At 71.4% G+C, this 20,178-nt stretch carries 16 protein-coding genes and 1 pseudogene; 9 read left to right on the top strand and 8 right to left on the bottom strand.

Going from position 1 to position 20,178, the window contains the following annotated elements:
* Positions 1-15: 15 nt before the first annotated feature.
* The 3 genes from ACZ592_RS31180 to ACZ592_RS31170 all read right to left on the bottom strand — a co-directional run bounded on the left by ACZ592_RS31180 (position 16) and on the right by ACZ592_RS31170 (position 2,952).
* Positions 16-1,278: an MFS transporter gene (locus ACZ592_RS31180; protein WP_471585018.1), complete on the bottom strand. Its 1,263-nt coding sequence runs from the start codon at positions 1,276-1,278 to the stop codon at positions 16-18.
* A 105-nt stretch (positions 1,279-1,383) separates the two neighbouring features.
* Positions 1,384-1,938 carry a methylated-DNA--[protein]-cysteine S-methyltransferase gene (locus tag ACZ592_RS31175; protein ID WP_471585017.1) on the bottom strand — a complete coding sequence of 185 codons (555 nt, stop codon included), beginning with the start codon at positions 1,936-1,938 and terminating at the stop codon, positions 1,384-1,386.
* Between the two features lie 120 nt (positions 1,939-2,058).
* A complete protein-coding gene (locus ACZ592_RS31170; protein WP_471585016.1) occupies positions 2,059-2,952 on the bottom strand; it encodes a glycerophosphodiester phosphodiesterase family protein in 894 nt (297 codons plus the stop codon).
* A 275-nt stretch (positions 2,953-3,227) separates the two neighbouring features.
* On the opposite strand from ACZ592_RS31170, the gene ACZ592_RS31165 reads away from it, so the two are divergent.
* From ACZ592_RS31165 to ACZ592_RS31140, 6 genes are all read left to right on the top strand, one after another.
* A complete protein-coding gene (locus tag ACZ592_RS31165; protein WP_471585015.1) occupies positions 3,228-4,112 on the top strand; it encodes an MHYT domain-containing protein in 885 nt (294 codons plus the stop codon).
* An 80-nt stretch (positions 4,113-4,192) separates the two neighbouring features.
* Positions 4,193-6,346 (top strand): excinuclease ABC subunit UvrB, encoded by a 2,154-nt coding sequence (gene uvrB / locus ACZ592_RS31160; RefSeq protein WP_471585014.1) that lies wholly within the window; start codon positions 4,193-4,195, stop codon positions 6,344-6,346.
* A gap of 167 nt (positions 6,347-6,513) precedes the next feature.
* Positions 6,514-7,092: a TerD family protein gene (locus ACZ592_RS31155; RefSeq protein WP_471585013.1), complete on the top strand. Its 579-nt coding sequence runs from the start codon at positions 6,514-6,516 to the stop codon at positions 7,090-7,092.
* An 86-nt stretch (positions 7,093-7,178) separates the two neighbouring features.
* Complete coding sequence (locus ACZ592_RS31150; RefSeq protein ID WP_471585012.1) at positions 7,179-9,167, top strand: TerD family protein; 1,989 nt, start codon at positions 7,179-7,181, stop codon at positions 9,165-9,167.
* 308 nt (positions 9,168-9,475) lie between these two features.
* A complete protein-coding gene (locus ACZ592_RS31145) occupies positions 9,476-10,471 on the top strand; it encodes a TerC family protein (RefSeq protein WP_471585011.1) in 996 nt (331 codons plus the stop codon).
* Between the two features lie 78 nt (positions 10,472-10,549).
* Complete coding sequence (locus tag ACZ592_RS31140) at positions 10,550-11,650, top strand: calcium:cation antiporter (RefSeq protein WP_471585010.1); 1,101 nt, start codon at positions 10,550-10,552, stop codon at positions 11,648-11,650.
* On the opposite strand, the gene ACZ592_RS31135 is transcribed toward ACZ592_RS31140, so the two are convergent.
* The gene (locus tag ACZ592_RS31135) at positions 11,640-12,938 is read right to left on the bottom strand and encodes an MFS transporter (protein WP_471585009.1); all 1,299 of its coding nucleotides are present in this window, start codon (positions 12,936-12,938) and stop codon (positions 11,640-11,642) included. The two genes, ACZ592_RS31140 and ACZ592_RS31135, sit on opposite strands and share 11 nt — an antisense overlap.
* 36 nt (positions 12,939-12,974) lie before the next feature.
* A pseudogene (locus ACZ592_RS31130) lies at positions 12,975-13,202 on the bottom strand (LD-carboxypeptidase); the annotation flags it as partial.
* A gap of 107 nt (positions 13,203-13,309) precedes the next feature.
* Here ACZ592_RS31130 and aroQ point away from each other — a divergent pair.
* Positions 13,310-13,774 carry a type II 3-dehydroquinate dehydratase gene (gene aroQ / locus ACZ592_RS31125; RefSeq protein ID WP_471585008.1) on the top strand — a complete coding sequence of 155 codons (465 nt, stop codon included), beginning with the start codon at positions 13,310-13,312 and terminating at the stop codon, positions 13,772-13,774.
* A 30-nt stretch (positions 13,775-13,804) separates the two neighbouring features.
* On the opposite strand, the gene ACZ592_RS31120 is transcribed toward aroQ, so the two are convergent.
* A complete protein-coding gene (locus ACZ592_RS31120) occupies positions 13,805-14,461 on the bottom strand; it encodes an MBL fold metallo-hydrolase (protein ID WP_471585007.1) in 657 nt (218 codons plus the stop codon).
* Between the two features lie 10 nt (positions 14,462-14,471).
* Positions 14,472-15,155 (bottom strand): maleylpyruvate isomerase family mycothiol-dependent enzyme, encoded by a 684-nt coding sequence (locus ACZ592_RS31115; RefSeq protein ID WP_471585006.1) that lies wholly within the window; start codon positions 15,153-15,155, stop codon positions 14,472-14,474.
* Between the two features lie 221 nt (positions 15,156-15,376).
* Here ACZ592_RS31115 and uvrA point away from each other — a divergent pair, with 221 nt between their 5' ends.
* Positions 15,377-18,499, top strand: a complete 3,123-nt coding sequence (gene uvrA, locus ACZ592_RS31110; protein WP_471585005.1) for an excinuclease ABC subunit UvrA — start codon at positions 15,377-15,379, stop codon at positions 18,497-18,499.
* A gap of 201 nt (positions 18,500-18,700) precedes the next feature.
* Positions 18,701-19,474 (top strand): crotonase/enoyl-CoA hydratase family protein, encoded by a 774-nt coding sequence (locus tag ACZ592_RS31105; RefSeq protein ID WP_471585004.1) that lies wholly within the window; start codon positions 18,701-18,703, stop codon positions 19,472-19,474.
* A gap of 107 nt (positions 19,475-19,581) precedes the next feature.
* On the opposite strand, the gene ACZ592_RS31100 is transcribed toward ACZ592_RS31105, so the two are convergent.
* Entirely contained in the window at positions 19,582-20,178 is a 597-nt protein-coding gene (locus tag ACZ592_RS31100) for a YceI family protein (protein WP_471585003.1), read from the bottom strand.

Below are 20,178 nucleotides of genomic sequence, written 5' to 3'. Positions count from 1 at the left end.
CGGCGGGGCCGTCCGTCAGGTCTTCTTGACCGCCCGGTGGACGGCGAGCGCGGCCATCGGCAGCAGCACGCAGACGCCGACGAGGTTGAGCCAGCCGTAGCTCGCCCTTGCGACGATCAGGCCCGCGGCGGCGCCGCCGATGCCCGCCGCCGCGTTCATCGTCAGGTCCGACAGGCCCTGCACGGCGGCCCGGGCGGGCTGCGGCACCGAGTCGGTGAGCAGCGCCGAGCCGGAGACCAGCCCCGCGGACCAGCCGAGGCCCAGCAGGAAGAGCCCGGCGGCGGTCTGGCCGTGGCTGGGCCCCGCCGTACCGGCGAGCAGCGCGGCGCAGCAGAGCAGCCCCACCGCGAGGCCGATCACCGAGAGCCTGCCGAACCGGTCGGCCAGCCACCCCATCACCGGCGAGAACGCGTACATGCCCGCGATGTGACCGCTGATGACCAGGCCGACCAGCTGCAGACTCGCGCCGTGGTGCCCCAGGTCGACCGGGGTCATCACCATGATCGAGACCATCACGGTGTGCGAGGCGGCCACCGTGACCAGGGCGAGCCGGGCCATCGGCGAAGCGGCCACCGCGGCGATCCCCGCCTTCAGCGAACGACTCTGCGCGGTCCCGCTCTCCTCCGGCGCCATCGCACGGGCGGTGAGCAGCGGATCGGGCCGCAGCAGGACCGCCACCACCAGCGCGGCCACCGCGAAGATCCCCGCCGCGAAGAGGAACGGACCGGCCTCCTCGGGGATGGAGGTGTCGGTGAAGACCCGGCTCGCGGGCGCGGAGATGTTCGGCCCGAGGACGGAGCCGATGGTGGTGGCCCAGACGACGTGCGAGATGGCCCTCCCGCGCCGGTCGGGCTCGGCGAGGTCCGCCGCGGCGAACCGCGCCTGCAGCGTGGCCAGCGAGCCCGCGCCGAAGGCCGCCATGCCGAGCAGCAGCAGGGCGAAGCTCTCGACGACCGAGGCGAGCACCACGAGTCCGCCGCCCAGCGCGCCGATCACGTACGCGAGGACGAGGCCGGCGCGCCGCCCGCGCGAGTTCATCAGCGCGGCGAGCGGCAGCGAGAGCAGGGCGGTGCCCGCCACGGACGCGGTCGGCGCGAGGCCGGACAGCGCCTCCGTCCCGCTCACGTCGGTCGCGAGCATCGGCGCCAGGGCGATGCCGATCGGCACGCCGAGCCCGCCCAGTATCTGACTGGCGATCAGTACCGCGTTCGTGCGGCGGCGCAGCGCGGGCAGCGCCTCCGGCGCGGGTATGTCAGGGGCGTCGACGGTCGAAGTCACTGACGCAGTGTGTCAGGGCGTTCGCACGCGGGAAACATGGCCGCGCGGAAACCGGGCCGCCCTCCCCGCGCACGGCCCGCTCGCCCACCCGTGCCGGTGCGGGCGTCAGAACAGCGGCTGCGGAAGCACTCCCTCCAGGGCGAGCAGCTGCCGCTTGGTCTCCAGGCCGCCGCCGAAACCGCCGATCCCGCCGTCGCGCTCCACCACGCGGTGGCACGCCACCACCACCGGCAGGGGATTGGCGCCCATCGCGAGGCCCACGGCCTGGGCCGCGCCCGGCTGGCCGACCCGGTGGGCCAGGTCGCCGTACCCCACCACGGAGCCGTAGGGCACGCCGGAGTCGAGCTCGCGCAGCACCTGGCGGTTGAACCCGGAGACCAGGGACCAGTCGAGCGGCAGCTCGAAGCGGTGGCGCCCGCCCGCGAAGTACTCGGCGAGCTGGCGTATCGGCTCGGCGAGCAGGGGAGAATCCGGCGCGTGGACCGGCTCGGTCCCCAGGCGGGAGCCGAGCCGCTCCAGGGTCTTGTCGCGCACCGCGGGAGTGGCGTGGAAGGCCACGGTGATCAGCCCTTCACCGGTCGCGGCGAGCAGCAGCGGACCGATGTCGCTGTCGACGACGGCCCACACGGCCGCACGCTGGTCCTGCGCAGTGGCGTTCATGCCGACCACCGTACGGGCGGCCACTGACAACGCGGCGGGACGGCCGCGGCCGGACGGTCCGCCCGGCCGCCCGCCCGTGGACCGGCCACACCCTCCGGGCTCGCCAGTCTCCGGGGCCCGTCAGCCGTCGCGCAGCGCCTTGCGGACGACGTCGGGGGTGTTGGTGATGATCCCGTTCACGCCGAAGCCCGCCGCGCGGACCGCGCTCGGGCCGTCGTTGACGGTCCACGTGAAGATTTCCAGCGGCTTGCCGTGCGGACCCTTGAGCCGGTGGATCGCGGAGACGTAGTCGGCCGAGATGGACGTGTGCGTCGAGTTGATCTGGTCGGCGAACCGCGCGTACCGGGGCAGGTCGGCGGCCGCGGGGGTGCCGAGGAAGCCGGTCTTCACGTCGGGCCGCAGCTCGTGCACCTTCTTCACGCTGTCCGCGCTGAAGCTCTGGATGACGAGCTTGCTCTTGACGTGGTGCTTGTTCAGCCAGCCCGTGTCGCGCAGGACCCGCAGGCCCTCCTTCTCGATGCCCGGGTACAGCTCGGGCTTCTTGAACTCGAAGACCAGATTCTGGTGGTTGTGCGACACGCGCCGCATGTACTGCTTCAGGGTGGGGACGCGCTGCCCCGCGTACCGGGGGCCGAACCAGCTGCCCGCGTCGAGCTTCGCGATCTCCGCGGCCGTGAAGTCCTTGACCTTCCAGGGGGCACGGTCGGGGAAGACCTGCTCGACGTCGGTCGTGCGCGTCAGGGTGTCGTCGTGCACGATCACCAGTTCGCCGTCCTTGGTCCGCTGGACGTCGTTCTCGACCCAGCGGAACCCCATGTCGCGGGCCTTGTCTATGGCCGCGAAGGTGTTCTCGGGGGCGTAGGCGGAGGCGCCGCGGTGCGCGACGACCACCGGCCTGTCGTGCCGGGCGGTGCTCGGCGCCGTGTGGGGACGCGCCGTGGCGGTGGCGGTCGGGAGGACGAGTGCACCGGCTCCGAAGAGGGCGACGGTGGTGGCGGCAGCACGTGCGTACACGGGTACTCCTCGCGTCGTGAGATCGCGGACCGGATGAGAGTGACAGTCCGCGGCCAACGGGAGACAGGTGCAGGATGGCCACAGGTTGAACGGAGTCATCAAAGTCGAGGACCCCGCGCGTGGGGACGGCGATTCTTTGCCGGAAAATCGTTCGTACGTTCCGGCGTGAGCTTTACTCTCTGCCTCAGCCGACGGCCTTTCAGATGGCGGTCGGCGGGGGGTGAACGGGACGTTTCAGTGGCATTTGGGCACAACAGGAGGAAGGGCTACCGCGCATGCAGGGCACGGTCGACGGGTTCAGCTACGGAGTCGTCACACCGGTGGTGGCCTATCTCATGGCCTGTCTGGGAGGAGCGCTCGGACTGCGCTGCACGACCAGATCGCTGCTCGTCGCGCACTCCTGGCGGCCCGGCTGGCTGGCGCTCGGCTCGGCCGCGATCGGGTCCGGGATCTGGACCATGCACTTCATCGCGATGATGGGCTTCAGCGTCGAGGAGGCCCCGATCCACTACGACAAGGCGCTGACCTTCGCGAGCCTCGCCGTCGCCATCGTCATGGTCGGTGTCGGCATCTTCATCGTCGGCTACCGCGGCGCCACCGGCACCGCCCTCTTCACCGGCGGAACGGTCACCGGACTCGGTGTCGCCTCGATGCACTACCTGGGAATGGCCGGTATGCGCCTTCGCGGGACGCTGGAGTACAACACCCTGACCGTGGCCGCGTCCGTCGTGATCGCCATGGTCGCGGCCACCGCGGCGCTCTGGGCCGCGGGGCAGGTCAGGGGCTTCCTGTGGAGCCTGGGCGCGAGCCTCGTCATGGGCCTGGCCGTGAGCGGCATGCACTACATGGGGATGGCCGGGCTCAGCGTCCATCTGCACGGCTCGGGCGCCGCGCCGCCCGGTGACTCGCCCGCCGAGATCCTCGCGCCCATGATGATCGGGCCGCTCGCCTTCCTGGTCCTGGCGGGCGTGATCGTGATGTTCGACCCGCTCATGGTGATGGGCGGCCAGGCGGATGTCAGGAACTCCGCGAACGGCTCCCGCAGCCGGCAGTCCTACCCGGTCCCGCGCTCGGGCGACCGGCACGTGCCCGCGGCCCGCCGCCGGACCAGGCCCCGCCCTCGCACCCGCCCCGGCTCCCGCACCCCGCAGAACTGGTGACCCCGTCCTGACCCGGCCAGGGACGCCGCCGGGCGGCCGATCCCGCCCGGTTGTCAGTGCGGGGTCGTACGGTGGTTTCCATGCGGCCCGTATCCAAGATCGAACGCACGGTGGCACCTTTCGAGGTCGTCAGCCCGTACCAGCCCAGCGGTGACCAGCCGGCGGCCATCGCCGAGCTGGACCGGCGCGTGCGCGCAGGTGAGAAGGACGTCGTCCTCCTCGGCGCGACCGGCACCGGCAAGTCGGCCACCACCGCGTGGATGATCGAGAAGCTCCAGCGCCCCACCCTGGTGATGGCGCCGAACAAGACGCTGGCCGCCCAGCTGGCGAACGAGTTCCGCGAGCTCCTGCCGAACAACGCGGTGGAGTACTTCGTCTCGTACTACGACTACTACCAGCCCGAGGCGTACGTCCCGCAGTCCGACACCTACATCGAGAAGGACTCCTCGATCAACGAGGAGGTCGAGCGCCTGCGCCACTCCGCGACGAACTCGCTGCTGACCCGCCGCGACGTCGTCGTGGTCGCCTCGGTCTCCTGCATCTACGGCCTCGGCACCCCGCAGGAGTACGTGGACCGCATGGTCCCGCTCAAGGTCGGCGACGAGATCGACCGGGACCAGCTCCTGCGCCGCTTCGTCGACATCCAGTACGCGCGCAACGACCTGGCGTTCACCCGCGGCACCTTCCGCGTGCGCGGCGACACCATCGAGATCTTCCCGGTCTACGAGGAGCTGGCCGTCCGCATCGAGATGTTCGGCGACGAGATCGAGGCGCTCTCCACCCTCCACCCGCTCACCGGCGAGGTCATCAGCGACGACGACCACCTGTACGTCTTCCCCGCCTCGCACTACGTGGCGGGCCCCGAGCGCATGGAGAAGGCGGTCAACGGCATCGAGAAGGAGCTCGCCGAGCGCCTCGCCGAGCTGGAGAAGCAGGGCAAGATGCTGGAGGCCCAGCGTCTGCGCATGCGCACGACATACGACCTGGAGATGCTCCGCCAGATCGGCTCCTGCTCCGGCGTGGAGAACTACTCGATGCACTTCGACGGCCGCGAGCCCGGCTCCGCGCCGAACACCCTCATCGACTACTTCCCCGACGACTTCCTCCTCGTCCTGGACGAGTCGCACGTCACGGTTCCCCAGATCGGCGCGATGTACGAGGGCGACGCCTCCCGCAAGCGCACCCTGGTCGACCACGGTTTCCGGCTGCCCTCCGCGCTGGACAACCGCCCGCTGAAGTGGGAGGAGTTCCTCGGCCGCATCGGCCAGACCGTCTACCTCTCGGCGACCCCGGGGAAGTACGAGCTCTCGCGCGGCGACGGCTTCGTCGAGCAGATCATCCGCCCCACCGGCCTCGTCGACCCCGAGGTCGTCGTCAAGCCCACCGAGGGCCAGATCGACGACCTGGTGCACGAGATCCGTATGCGCACCGAGAAGGACGAGCGCGTCCTGGTCACCACGCTCACCAAGAAGATGGCCGAGGACCTCACCGACTACTTCCTGGAACTGGGCATCCAGGTCCGCTACCTGCACAGCGACGTCGACACCCTGCGCCGTGTCGAGCTCCTGCGCGAGCTGCGGGCCGGCGAGTACGACGTGCTGGTCGGCATCAACCTCCTCCGAGAGGGCCTCGACCTGCCCGAGGTCTCCCTGGTGGCGATCCTCGACGCCGACAAGGAGGGCTTCCTGCGCTCCGGGACCTCCCTGATCCAGACCATCGGCCGCGCCGCGCGCAACGTCTCGGGCCAGGTCCACATGTACGCCGACAAGATCACCCCGGCCATGGAGAAGGCCATCGACGAGACCAACCGTCGCCGGGAGAAGCAGATCGCGTACAACACGGAGCGGGGCCTCGACCCGCAGCCCCTGCGCAAGAAGATCAACGACATCGTGTCGGCCATCGCGCGCGAAGAGGTCGACACCGAGGAGCTCCTCGGCTCCGACTACCGCAAGCCGAAGGCGGGCAAGGGCGCCAAGGCGCCGGTGCCCTCGCTCGGCGGCGAGACGGCCAAGGCCGGCAAGGCGACCGCGTCCAAGGCCAAGGGCAAGAAGGGCGCGGAGACCGTCCCGACCGACCGCCCCGCCGCCGAACTGGCCGAGCAGATCGAGGAGATGACCGAGCGCATGCGCGCGGCCGCCGCCGACCTGCAGTTCGAGATCGCCGCCCGGCTGCGCGACGAGGTGTCGGAGATGAAGAAGGAACTGCGGCAGATGAGGGAGGCGGGCCAGGCGTAGGTACGGGCCCTGGAACCTCCCCCGGGGAGGCGGAGCGGCGTACTGCGCGGTCTGTTGCAAGACCGCCACAAAGTGCGGCCCGCAGTGCTGCACCGCAGGTCGCACTGCATAGGGTGCTGGGCAACCGCAAGTGGCGGTTGCCCAGGCAGTTCGAGAGGGGACAGCGCGTGACGGTCAACATGACCAAGGGTCAGGCCATCAGCCTGCAGAAGGACGACGGGGGCGCCCTGACCGCGGTGCGCATGGGACTCGGGTGGCAGGCGGCGCCCCGCCGCGGCCTGTTCGGCTCGCGGACCCGCGAGGTCGACCTGGACGCCTCGGCGGTGCTGTTCGCGGACAAGCAGCCGGTGGACGTCGTCTTCTTCCGTCACCTGGTCAGCGACGACGGCTCGGTGCGGCACACCGGCGACAACCTCGTGGGCGGCGTCGGACAGGGCGGCGACGACGAGGCGATCCTCGTGGACCTCCAGCGGATCCCCGTCCACATCGACCAGATCGTCTTCACGGTGAACTCCTTCACCGGCCAGACCTTCCAGGAGGTGCAGAACGCGTTCTGCCGCCTGGTGGACGAGACCAACGGCCAGGAGCTCGCGCGCTACACCCTGGACGGCGGCGGCCAGTACACCGCGCAGATCATGGCGAAGGTCCACCGCGCGGGCCCGGGCTGGCAGATGACAGCCATCGGCAACCCCGCCAACGGCCGCACCTTCCAGGACCTGATGCCGTCGATCCTGCCGCACCTGTGAGCGTGCCCGTACGCCGCACCTGACAGCACGTCCGTACAGACGAAGTACGAGGGCTCGACGGGAGTCCTGCGAGGGGGTACAAGGCGATGACGGCCGAGCTGGTGCGGGGGCAGAACCACCCGCTTCCCGGGAACCGCCTGGAGATCCGCGTATCGGCCGGCACGCCGGTCGTGGCCGGCGCCACGCTCGGCGACGACCGGGGCAGGGTACGCACGGTGGAGTGGGTGGCCCACCCCGGCTCGCCCGCCCTGCCGGGTCTCGAAGTGTCCAGGCAGGCGGCCGCCGACCACCGGCTCGCCGTGGACCTCGATGCCCTGCAGGACGCCGTCCACCGGGTCAGCGTCCTGCTCGCGCTGCCCGCCGGCGTCGGGGGGCCGGCCAGTTTCCGCGCCCTCGCCGCCCCCTTCGTCGCCGTCACCACGCTCGACGGTGCCGAGGTCGCCAGCTACACCGTCACCGACCTGGACGCCGAGTCCGCCGTCGTCGCCCTGGAGCTCTACCGCCGCCAGGGCGCCTGGAAGGTCCGCGCCGTCGGCCAGGGGTACGCGGGCGGCCTCGCCGACCTGCTCGCCGACCAGGGGCTGCCCGAGGCCCGCGAGCTCTCCGGCGCGATCGACGAGGCGGTGGCGCGGGGCCTGGCCCGGTCCGTCGCCCCGCCCCCGCCCCGCTCCGCCGACGACACCCGGGTGCGCACCGCCCCCCAGGGCGAGGCCGCCCCGGCGCACGGCGAGAGCACCGCGCCGCAGCCCGCACCTCCGCAGGGCCGCCCCACATCCCCGCCCGGCCGGCCGGGTCCGGCCCAGGGCCGACCGCCCGGCGACGCCCCCGCCGCCCCCACGGACCCGCCGAGCGCCGCGGGCCCCGTCGACTACACCCACCCCGGACGCCGCACCACCGCGCCACCGCCGCCCGCTCCCACCGCGCCCCCGGCCAGGTCCGGTGAGCCCGCCCGGCCCGTCGCGGGCGACGCCACCGGCTGGTCCATGGAGGAGCGGCTCTACAACCAGGTGTGGGGCATGTTCGAGGACCTGGCCCGCACCACGGCCGCGTACCGCAGCGCCGTCGACTTCGCCGACTCCCGCATGGAGCAGGAGCTCGACAAGGTCCTGTCCGACCCGCGCAGCCGCATCGGCGGCGCGGGCGACGCGGCTCGCGAGAGTGCCCGCGCCAAGCACGCCGACCTCGTCGGCCGGGCCAGGGCCGCCCTCGACCGCGACCTCGCCCAGCTCGCCGCCGAGGCCGACGTCGTCGAGCCCGCCCTGCCCCCGGCGTTCGCGGCGTGGAGCAACCCCGCCTGGCAGGCCTACCGCGCGCCCATGGAGATCCCCATGGCGCTGCGCCTCGGCGACCTCCACCTGCCCGAGCGCGTCGACCTGCGGATCCCGATGCTCGTCCGGCTCCCCTTGGAGCGCGGCCTGTGGATCGACAGCGGCAAGGCCCTCACCAACCACGCCACCGACTCCACCGAGCTGCGCAGGCTGGCCGTGGACACCGCGGTCGTGCACGCGGCCCGGCTGCTGGCGGCCTATCCGGCCGGCGAGTTCCAGGTGCACGTCATCGACGCGGCGGGTGCCGCCACGGCGGCGCTCGCGCCACTGGTGTCGGCCGGTGTGCTGGCCGGGCCCCCGGCCGCCGGCCCGGCCGGCGTCGCGGAGGTCCTCGGCCGGCTCACCCAGCGCGTGGACCTGGTCCAGATGGCCGTTCGCGGCGGCGCGGCCGACGCGCTGCCCCCGGACCTCGACACGGCCGAGCAGCTCCTGATCGTCAACGACTTCCCGCACGGCTTCGACGACCGTGCCGTGACCCAGTTGCGCTACCTCGCGGACGAGGGTCCGGCCGTCGGCGTCCACCTGATGATGGTCGCCGACCGTGAGGACGCCGCCGAGTACGGCCCGCTGCTCGACCCGCTGTGGCGCGCGCTGCTGCGCCTGACGCCGGTGCCCGACGACCACCTCGCGGACCCCTGGGTCGGCCACACGTGGACGTACGACCCGCCGGAGCTCCCGCCGGGTAGCCAGGTCCTGCGGCAGCTCCTCGACCGGGTCGCGACAGCCCGTCGCAACGGCGGACGCTGACTGCCCCAGGAGCCGCGCCCGCCCCCGGACGGCGTGCCGAGCCGTCCGGGGTGTTGACGGTAAAGCGACTTTTGACCCGCCCTGACCTGGTCTTTTGGCTCTTGTTTGCCATGGCCTTTACCAATGCTTGGTATTTCGCGTACGCTTCTACCTGCGGAGGGGAGTACTCCCGGCTGCGACGTACCCGTCAATACGGACCGCCATCGGTCCCGGGGCGTCGGCCCGACTCATGGCGGCAACCGCCTCGGGTGGAAGAGACCTCCGGCAGCGACGACGCTGATCAGTAGCCGTACGACGCCGGAGGCGCAGTGGACGTTTCAATGACCCTTTGGGTGACGACCATTCTTGGTCTGTGTGCCCTGATCGCGGTCGACTTCTTCATCGGGCGCAAGCCCCATGACGTGTCGATCAAGGAAGCCGGAATCTGGACGGTCGTCTGGATCGTCCTCGCGGCGCTCTTCGGCATCGGCCTGCTGGTCGCGGGCGAGAGCCAGGCGTCCGGCGAGTTCTTCGCGGGCTTCATCACCGAGAAGTCCCTCTCCGTGGACAACCTCTTCGTCTTCATCCTGATCATGGCGAAGTTCTCGGTGCCCAGCCATCTCCAGCAGCGCGTGCTGCTGTTCGGCGTACTGATCGCCCTCGTCCTGCGTGCGATCTTCATCGCCGCCGGCGCCGCGGTCATCGCCAACTTCTCCTGGGTCTTCTACATCTTCGGCGCGTTCCTGATCTACACCGCCTGGAAGCTCATCCAGGAGGCGCGCGCCGACGAGGAGGAAGAGGACTGGGAGGAGAACCGCCTCCTGAAGTCCATCGAGAAGAAGTTCGGCGTCTCCGACCGGTACGAGGGCACCAAGCTCTTCATCCGTAAGAACGGCAAGAAGATCATGACGCCCCTCATGGTCGTCATGATCGCCATCGGCACCACGGACGTCCTCTTCGCGATGGACTCCATCCCGGCGATCTTCGGCCTGACCCAGGACCCGTACATCGTCTTCACCGCCAACGCCTTCGCCCTGATGGGCCTGCGGCAGCTGTACTTCCTCATCGGCGGACTGCTCAAGAAGCTGGTCCACCTCAGCTACGGCCTGTCGGTGATCCTCGGCTTCATCGGCGTGAAGCTCGTCCTGCACGCCCTCCACGAGAACGGGGTGCACGTCCCCGAGATCTCCATCCCGGTCTCGCTCGGCGTCATCTGCGGTGTCCTGGTGATCACCACCATCACCAGCCTCATCGCCTCCAAGAAGCAGACCGAGGCCGCGGCCGAGGGCGCCGACGACGCGAAGAAGGACAGCATCGAGGCCTGACGGTGACCTCTCCCGCCCGGGGCTCCGGGCGGGAGACACCGAGTCGCGGCAACCAGGCGCCCGGGGCAGCATCGAGTCATGGTCACTCGGCTCCGGGCGCTCGGCATGCAGTGGACGGCCGTGGTGCCGATCCTCGCGATCGTTCTTCTCGCGCTCACCTGGGGGCGCGACCTGCCCGGCGTGCTCGTCGCCGTGGTGACGCTGGTCCTCGCCGGAGCGGTGCTCGCCGCCGTCCACCACGCCGAGGTGATCGCCCACCGCGTCGGTGAACCCTTCGGCTCACTCGTCCTCGCGGTCGCGGTGACGATCATCGAGGTGGCGCTGATCGTCACCCTGATGGCCGACGGCGGCGACAAAAGCGCCACCCTCGCGCGGGACACCGTCTTCGCCGCCGTCATGATCACCTGCAACGGCATCGTCGGACTCTGTCTCCTGGTGGGCGCGCTGCGCCACCGCACCGCCGTCTTCAACCCCGAGGGCACCGGCGCCGCCCTCGCGACCGTCGCCACGCTGGCCACGCTCTGCCTGGTCCTGCCGACGTTCACCACCACCAAGCAGGGCCCCGAGTTCTCCACGGGCCAGCTCACCTTCGCCGCGATCGCCTCGATCGTCCTCTACGGCATCTTCGTGACCACCCAGACCGTGCGGCACCGCGACTACTTCCTGCCCATCACCAAGCAGGGCGAGGTCATCGACGCCGACAGCCATGCCGAAGGCCCCTCCTCCCGGCAGGCGCTGCTCAGCCTCGGGCTGCTCGCCCTCGCCCTGATCGGCGTGGTCGGCCTCGCCAAGGGCGTCTCCCCGACGATCGAGTCGGGCGTGGAGAGCGCCGGCATGCCGCACGCCGTGGTCGGTGTGGTCATCGCGCTGCTCGTACTGCTCCCGGAGACCATCGCGGCCGTGCGCGCCACCCGCCGCGACCGCGTGCAGACCAGCCTGAACCTCGCCCTCGGCTCGGCGATGGCCAGCATCGGACTGACCATCCCGGCCGTCGCCGTCGCCTCCGTGTGGCTGTCGGGCCCGCTCGTGCTGGGCCTCAGCTCCACCCACATGGTGCTGCTCGCGCTCACCGTGATCGTCGGCACGCTCACGGTCGTGCCGGGCCGGGCCACGCCCCTGCAGGGCGGCGTCCACCTGGTGCTGTTCGCGGCGTTCCTCGAGCTCGCGGTCACCCCGTAGCGGCCACCGGTCCGGCGGCCTTGACCGGCCGTGTCTCCGGCAGCAGCGCGAAGCAGCCAAGGCTCAGCAGCGCCACCGCCGTCAGATACGCGGCCACGCCCCACGGTGTCCCGTCCCCGTGCGCCACCGCGGTCGCCACGATCGGGGTGAGCGCGCCCCCGAGCACCCCGCCGAGGTTGTAGCCGACGGCGGCCCCGGTGCAGCGCACGCGGGGCTCGTACAGCTCCGGCAGATACGCGGCGACCACGGCGAACACCGTGACGAACGCGATCAGCGCCACCAGGAAGCCCGCGAACATCAGCAGCGGCTGACCGGTCGAGAACAGCGCGATCATCGGGAACATCCACAGCACCGAAGCGGCGCACCCGAACAGGCACAGCGGCCGCCGCCCGTACCGGTCGCCGAGCAGCGCCGCCACCGGTGTCAGGGAGCCCTTGACCACCACCGCCGCCATGATGCAGGCCAGCATGACCGTGCGGCTCACCCCCAGCCGCTCCACGCCGTAGGCGAGGGACCACGTCGTCACCGCGTAGAACACCGCGTACCCGGAGGCGAGCGCGCCCGCCGTCAGCAGAACCAGGCGCCAGTGCCCGCGCACCACTTCGGCGAGCGGCACGCGCGCCCGCTCGCCCTCGTCGAGGTCCAGGAAGTCCGGGCTCTCCGCGAGCGAGGTGCGCAGCGCGAGCCCCGCCGCCACCAGCAGTCCCGCCGCCCAGAACGGCACCCGCCACCCCCAGGCGGCGAACTGCGCGTCGGTGAGTGCCGCCGACAGGACCAGCATGATGCCGTTGGCCAGGAGGAAGCCGACCGAGGGGCCGATCTGCGGGAAGCTCGCCCACAGCCCCCGGCGCTCGGCCGGCGCGTGCTCGGCGGTCAGCAGCACGGCACCGCCCCACTCGCCGCCGAGCCCGAGCCCCTGCACGAAGCGCAGCGCGAGCAGGAGCAGGGGAGCGGCGATCCCGAGCGAGTCGTACGCCGGGACGCAGCCGACCGCGACCGTGGCGACCCCGGTGAGCAGCAGCGAGCCGATGAGCACGGGCCGGCGTCCGTGCCGGTCGCCGATGTGCCCGAAGAGGACGGAGCCCAGCGGCCGCGCGACGAAGCCGACCCCGAAGGTCGCGAAGGCGGCGAGCGTGCCCGCCAGCGGCGAGAACGTGGGGAAGAACAGCGGTCCGAGGACCAGCGCCGCGGCCGTCCCGTAGAGGAAGAAGTCGTAGAACTCGATGGCGGTCCCGACGAGCGAGGCGGCCGCGAGCCGGGGCAGTGACGGTGGTTCGGTTCGGCGCATGCCACGCCAACTACCCACAGTGACGGTTGGTTACGTCGGATCGGCGAACGCCGCGTGGAGGTCGCCGGCCCTCCCCTCGGGCGTCGCGCCCAGCTTCCTGGTCGTCGGGTACTCGACGGGTTCCGGCCCGAACTCCTCGCGCAGCCGCCGCAGGCCCGGCTCGTAGGGGAGCGGGAAGAGTGCGGGCAGCCCGGCGGAGGGGGAGAGCGCGGCGATGCGGTCGCCGGGCGAGGGCTTCGGCGGGTACACGGGTTCGACGATCATGATGCGAGAGCAGGCGGGCGCCGCGGGGAGCGCATCCGGCTTTCGGCGGGCGTGAGCGCGTGCGCCGGGCCGCGTCCCGCGCGCGGGAGGCGTGATAGACCTCCCTTATGACGCGCAGCCTCGCCACCGCCCCGATCATGATCCTGAACGGCCCGAACCTGAACCTCCTCGGCCGCCGCCAGCCCGAGATCTACGGCACCGACACCCTCGCCGACGTCGAGGCCCTGTGCGCCGGGGCTGCCGCCGCGCACGGCGGGACCGTGGACCTGCGACAGAGCAACCACGAGGGCGAGTTGGTCGACTGGATCCACGAGGCGCGCGAGCACCACGCGGGCATCGTCATCAACCCCGCGGCCTACTCCCACACGTCCGTCGCGATCCTGGACGCGCTCAACACCTGTGACGGGATGCCGGTGTTGGAGGTGCACATCTCCAACATCCACCAGCGCGAGGCGTTCCGGCACCACAGCTACGTCTCGCAGCGCGCCGACGGCGTCATCGCCGGGTGCGGTGTGCAGGGGTACGCGTTCGCGGTGGAGCGGGTGGCGGCGCTGATCGCCGCCGGAGCGTGACGCGTACCCCTGGCTGACCGGACCTCTTCGTCACCAGCCCCGCGCGCGCCACTCGCCGAGCTGCGGACGCTCGGCGCCGAGCGTCGTGTCGCCGCCGTGGCCGGGATAGACCCACGTCTCGTCGGGCAGCGCCCCGAAGATCTTCGACTCGACGTCGTCGATCAGGCTCGCGAAGGCCTCGGGGTCCTGCCACGTGTTGCCGACCCCGCCCGGGAAGAGGCAGTCGCCGGTGAACACGTGCGGGTGGCCGTGCGGGTCGTCGTAGACCAGCGCGATCGAGCCCGGGGTGTGGCCCACCAGGTGCCGTGCGGTGAGCGTGACGCGGCCCACCGTGATCGTGTCGCCGTCGTCGACCGGGACGTCCGTGGCGACGGGGATCCCCGAGGCGTCCTCGCGGCCCGCGTAGGTCCGCGCGCCGGTGGCCGACACGACGGCGTCGAGGGCCTGCCAGTGGTCGCCGTGCTGATGCGTGGTGACGACGGACGCGATGCCGTCGTCACCGATCAGCGTCAGCAGCGTCTCGGCGTCGTTCGCCGCGTCGATCAGCAGCTGCTCGCCGGTGGCCCGGCAGCGCAGCAGGTAGGCGTTGTTGTCCATCGGGCCGACCGCGACCTTCGAGATCATCAGATCCTGCAGCTCGTGCACGTCCGCGCCGCCGCCGACCTTCACCGCTCCGCTGTACGTCATGTGCGCCAGCCTATAGCGGGGGCAGGGCGGGCAGGAGGCCGCCTTCGGCCGTGAGCGCGGAGCCGTCGCGGCGGCCCGCGAGCCAGCCCACCAGGTCGGCCGCGGACCCGGAGACGGTGATCTCGGGGGTGCCTTCCCGGCCGGTGCTCCACGCGTGCGTGCCGTCCTTGACCAGGACGGGCGGCACGTCGGCGTTCCCCGAGAAGCGGGCCGTCAGGAACGTGATCTCCCGCTGCGCGAACTCCGCGGGCAGGTCCTCCAGCTCGTACCCGATGCCGAGATCCACGTGGTGCAGCTCGACCTCGACCCACCGCCGGAACGGCACCCGCGACGCGGAGTCGGTGACTCCGTTGCGCAGGGTGACCGTGCGGGACCAGTCGGCGGGGACCGCGGCCTGCGCCTCCAACCGCGCCCCGCTCTCCCGCACGTCGGCCAGCTGCGCGGCGAGCGCCCGAGGGGCATCCCGCTCGATGTCCGTGTCCCGCGACCCGGCGCTGGCGTACATCGGCCGGCCCGCCAGCACGTTCACCAGCGCGTCGGCGTTCCGCGCGAGGTGGGCGAGGACATGGCCCCTGGTCCAGCCCGGGAGCCGTGACGGCTCGGCGGTCGAATCGTTGTTCAGTTTCGCCGCTGCGGTGAGCAGTCGGTCGGTCGCGTCACGTACAGACGCCAGGTCGCGCACATGATCAATCATGCGTCCGACGATAGCCGCGCCACACGTTCGGGTGAAGGTGCCGGAGGTGGCCCGCAAATCGAATGCACGTGCTATATGGTCGAGGACGGCTTCGGGCATTCTTGAAGGTCCGGGTTTGTTGTGAAGCAGGGAAGCAGCCCGGCGTTGTCAGTGGCTCGCCCTAGTCTGTGAACGACGGGGTTCTGCCCCTGTCACCACTCTCAAGAAAGGTGCGGACCGGCGTGGCCGACCGTCTCATCGTCCGTGGCGCGCGCGAGCACAATCTCAAGAACGTCTCGCTCGACCTCCCGCGTGACTCCCTCATCGTGTTCACCGGTCTCTCCGGGTCGGGCAAGTCCTCGCTCGCGTTCGACACGATCTTCGCCGAGGGCCAGCGGCGCTACGTCGAATCCCTCTCCTCGTACGCCCGGCAGTTCCTCGGCCAGATGGACAAGCCCGACGTCGACTTCATCGAGGGCCTCTCCCCGGCGGTCTCCATCGACCAGAAGTCGACCTCGCGCAACCCGCGCTCGACGGTCGGCACGATCACCGAGGTCTACGACTACCTGCGCCTGCTCTTCGCGCGCATCGGCAAGCCGCACTGTCCCGAGTGCGGCCGGCCCATCTCCCGGCAGTCGCCGCAGGCCATCGTGGACAAGGTCCTCGAGCTGCCCGAGGGCAGCCGTTTCCAGGTCCTGTCCCCGCTGGTCCGCGAGCGCAAGGGCGAGTTCGTCGACCTCTTCGCCGACCTGCAGACCAAGGGCTACAGCCGCGCCCGGGTCGACGGCGAGACGATCCAGCTCTCCGAGCCGCCCACGCTCAAGAAGCAGGAGAAGCACACCATCGAGGTGGTCATCGACCGCCTCACGGTGAAGGACTCCGCCAAGCGCCGCCTGACCGACTCCGTGGAGACCGCCCTCGGCCTCTCCGCGGGCATGGTCGTGCTCGACTTCGTCGACCTCCCCGAGGACGACCCCGAGCGCGAGCGCATGTACTCGGAGCACCTCTACTGCCCCTACGACGACCTGTCCTTCGAGGAGCTGGAGCCCCGTTCCTTCTCCTTCAACTCGCCCTTCGGCGCCTGCCCCGACTGCACGGGCATCGGCACCCGCATGGAGGTCGACCCCGAGCTGATCGTCCCGGACGAGGACAAGTCGCTCGACGAGGGCGCCATCCACCCCTGGTCGCACGGCCACACCAAGGACTACTTCGGACGGCTCGTCGGTGCGCTCGCCGACGCCCTCGGCTTCTCCACCGACATGCCCTGGGCCGGCCTGCCGCAGCGCGCCAAGAAGGCCCTCCTGTACGGCCACAAGACCCAGATCGAGGTCCGCTACCGCAACCGGTACGGTCGAGAGCGGGTCTACACCACCGCTTTCGAGGGCGCCGTGCCCTTCGTCAAGCGCCGCCACAGCGAGGCCGAGAGCGACGCGAGCCGCGAGCGCTTCGAGGGCTACATGCGCGAGGTGCCCTGCCCCACCTGTGAGGGCACGCGCCTCAAGCCGATCGTGCTGGCCGTCTCGGTCATGGGGAAGTCCATCGCCGAGGTCTCGGCGATGTCCATCAGCGACTGCGCGGACTTCCTCGCCGAGCTGAGGCTGGGCGCCCGCGACAAGAAGATCGCCGAGCGCGTCCTCAAGGAGGTCAACGAGCGGCTGCGGTTCCTGGTCGACGTCGGCCTGGACTACCTGTCGCTGAACCGCGCCGCGGGCACCCTCTCCGGAGGCGAGGCCCAGCGCATCCGCCTGGCCACCCAGATCGGTTCCGGCCTGGTCGGCGTGCTCTACGTCCTGGACGAGCCGTCCATCGGCCTCCACCAGCGCGACAACCACCGCCTGATCGAGACCCTCGTCCGCCTGCGCGACATGGGCAACACCCTGATCGTCGTCGAGCACGACGAGGACACCATCAAGGTCGCCGACTGGGTCGTGGACATCGGCCCCGGCGCGGGCGAGCACGGCGGCAAGGTCGTGCACAGCGGCTCCATGAAGGAGCTGCTCGCCAACGACAAGTCGATCACCGGGCAGTACCTGTCGGGCAAGAAGTCCATCCCGGTGCCGGACCTGCGCCGCCCCGCGGACCCCACCCGTCAGCTGACGGTGCACGGTGCCCGGGAGAACAACCTCCAGGACATCGACGTCTCCTTCCCGCTCGGTGTCCTCACGGCCGTCACGGGCGTCTCGGGCTCGGGCAAGTCGACGCTCGTGAACGACATCCTGTACACGCACCTGGCCCGCGAGCTGAACGGCGCCCGGTCCGTCCCCGGCCGCCACACACGCGTGGAGGGCGACGACCTCGTCGACAAGGTCGTGCACGTCGACCAGTCGCCGATCGGCCGCACCCCGCGGTCGAACCCGGCGACGTACACCGGAGTCTTCGACCACGTCCGCAAGCTCTTCGCGGAGACGATGGAGGCGAAGGTCCGCGGCTACCTCCCCGGGCGCTTCTCCTTCAACGTCAAGGGCGGCCGCTGCGAGAACTGCTCCGGCGACGGCACCATCAAGATCGAGATGAACTTCCTCCCGGACGTGTACGTGCCGTGCGAGGTCTGCCACGGCGCGCGCTACAACCGCGAGACGCTGGACGTCCACTACAAGGGCAAGTCCATCGCCGAGGTCCTGGACATGCCGATCGAGGAGGCGCTGTCCTTCTTCGAGGCGGTGCCCGGCATCGCCCGTCACCTGAAGACGCTCAACGACGTCGGCCTCGGGTACGTGCGCCTCGGCCAGTCGGCGCCCACGCTCTCCGGCGGCGAGGCCCAGCGCGTGAAGCTGGCCTCCGAGCTCCAGAAGCGGTCCACCGGCCGGACCGTGTACGTCCTGGACGAGCCGACCACCGGTCTGCACTTCGAGGACATCAGCAAGCTGATCACGGTCCTGTCCGGCCTGGTCGACAAGGGCAACACGGTCATCGTCATCGAGCACAACCTCGACGTGATCAAGACCGCGGACTGGGTCGTCGACATGGGCCCCGAGGGGGGCAACGGCGGCGGCCTGGTCGTCGCCGAGGGCACGCCCGAGGAGGTCGCGGGGGTGCCGACGAGCCACACCGGCAAGTTCCTGCGGGACATCATCTCGGCGGACCGGATCAGCGACGCACTGCCCTCGCAGGGCCGCGCGCAGGCCAAGAAGGCCCCGGCGAGGAAGTCGGCCGCCAAGAAGGCGGTCGCGGCGAGCGCCACGGCCACGAAGAAGACGGCCACGGCCAAGGCGGGCACGGCCAAGACGGCCACGGCTAAGGCGGGTACCGCCGCCAAGAAGACGGCCGCCAAGAAGGCCGCGGCTACGAAGGAGACGGCCGCCACCAAGAAGGCCGCTCCGAAGAAGGCCGCCGCCAAGAAGACGGCACGGGCCCGCAAGGCCTGACCGACGGGTACGACCCACGGGTACGACCCACGGGTACGACCCACGAGTACGACTCAAGGGCACGGCCCATCCGCACGGCCGCAGCGCCCCGCCCCGCCTCGCACCGGGGGCGGGGCGCTTTGCGTGGAGGTCACGCGGGCGCGGACCGGCGGCCCGAACACGCCCTTGTCCGGCGCCCGGTTCCCGTGGTCGGCTTGCCTCATGCCCGTACGCAGCGAACGCGCAGGCCCCGTCACCACCGTCGTGCTGTCCCGCCCCGCCGCGCGGAACGCCGTCGACGGACCCACCGCCCGCGCGCTCGCCGACGCCTTCCGTGCCTTCGAAGCCGACCCGGACGCCTCCGTCGCCGTCCTGTGGGGCGAGGGCGGAACGTTCTGCGCGGGCGCCGACCTCAAGGCCATCGGCACCCCGGACGGCAACGACGTGACCGAGGACACCGACGACGGCGACGGCCCCATGGGCCCCACCCGCATGCGCCTGTCCAAGCCCGTGATCGCGGCGATCTCCGGCCACGCCGTCGCGGGCGGTCTCGAACTCGCCCTCTGGTGCGACCTGCGCGTCGCCGAGGACGACGCCGTCCTCGGGGTGTTCTGCCGCCGCTGGGGCGTGCCGCTCATCGACGGCGGGACGGTGCGGCTGCCCCGCCTGATCGGCGAGGGCCGCGCGCTGGACCTGATCCTGACCGGCCGGTCCGTGGGCGCCGCGGAGGCGCTCGGCATGGGCCTGGTCAACCGGACCGTGCCGCCGGGGGCCTCGCGCGCCGCGGCCGAGCGCCTCGCCGCGGAGATCGCCGCGTTCCCGCAGACCTGTCTGCGCCACGACCGGCTCGCCGTCCTCGAACAGGGCGGTCTGCCCGAGGAGCAGGCGATGCGGGTCGAGTGGGGCCACGGGCTGCGCTCCCTGGCCGACGCGGCGGAGGGCGCCGCGCGCTTCGCCGCGGGGGCGGGACGGCACGGGGTGTTCACGGACCGCTGAGACCGGGCCGCTCGGAGCGGCTCCGCGCGCGACGCACGCAGCGCCCTTGCTCATTGCTCCGCGCTCTGCTCACCGCTCCGCGCTCTGCTCACCGCTCTACGGCCCGCTCACTGCTCCGCGGACGGCTCCAGGAACTGCATGTCCAGCTGGATCTTGACGACCTCGCCGAGCAGCCCCGGGGCGAAGTCGAGCCCGAAGTCGCCGCGGCGGATCTCGCCCGACGCCTCGAACCCCGCGTGCCGCGGCCCCTGGCCGGGGAAGCCCTCGACGCCGCCGAACTCCACGTCCAGCGTCACCGGCCTGGTGACCTCACCGATGGTCAGCTCGCCCGCCATGACCCACTCCTCGCCCGTGCCCTCGATCCGGGTCGAGCGGAACGTCATCGCCGGGCGCTTGTCGACGTCGAGCAGGTCCGACGAGACCACATGGGCGTCCCGGTCCTTGTTGCCCGTGTCGATCGAGGCCAGCGCGATGGTGGCGGTCACCGAGGAGTCCTCGGCGCGCTCACCCACCACCAGCTGGGCCGTCACCTCGGTGAAACGGCCGCGCACCTTGGAGATGCCGAGGTGGCGCACGGCGAAGTTGACGGCGGAGTGGAAGGGGTCGATCTCCCAGGTCCCGGCGGTCAGCGGCAGCTCGGGGGCGGCGGGGGCGGCGGAGGAAGAGGCGGCGGGGGACACGGTGTCGGTCGTTCGAAGAGTCAT

This window comes from Streptomyces sp. NPDC040622, from assembly GCF_055593965.1.
This window is presented reverse-complemented; position numbering and strand designations above follow the sequence as displayed.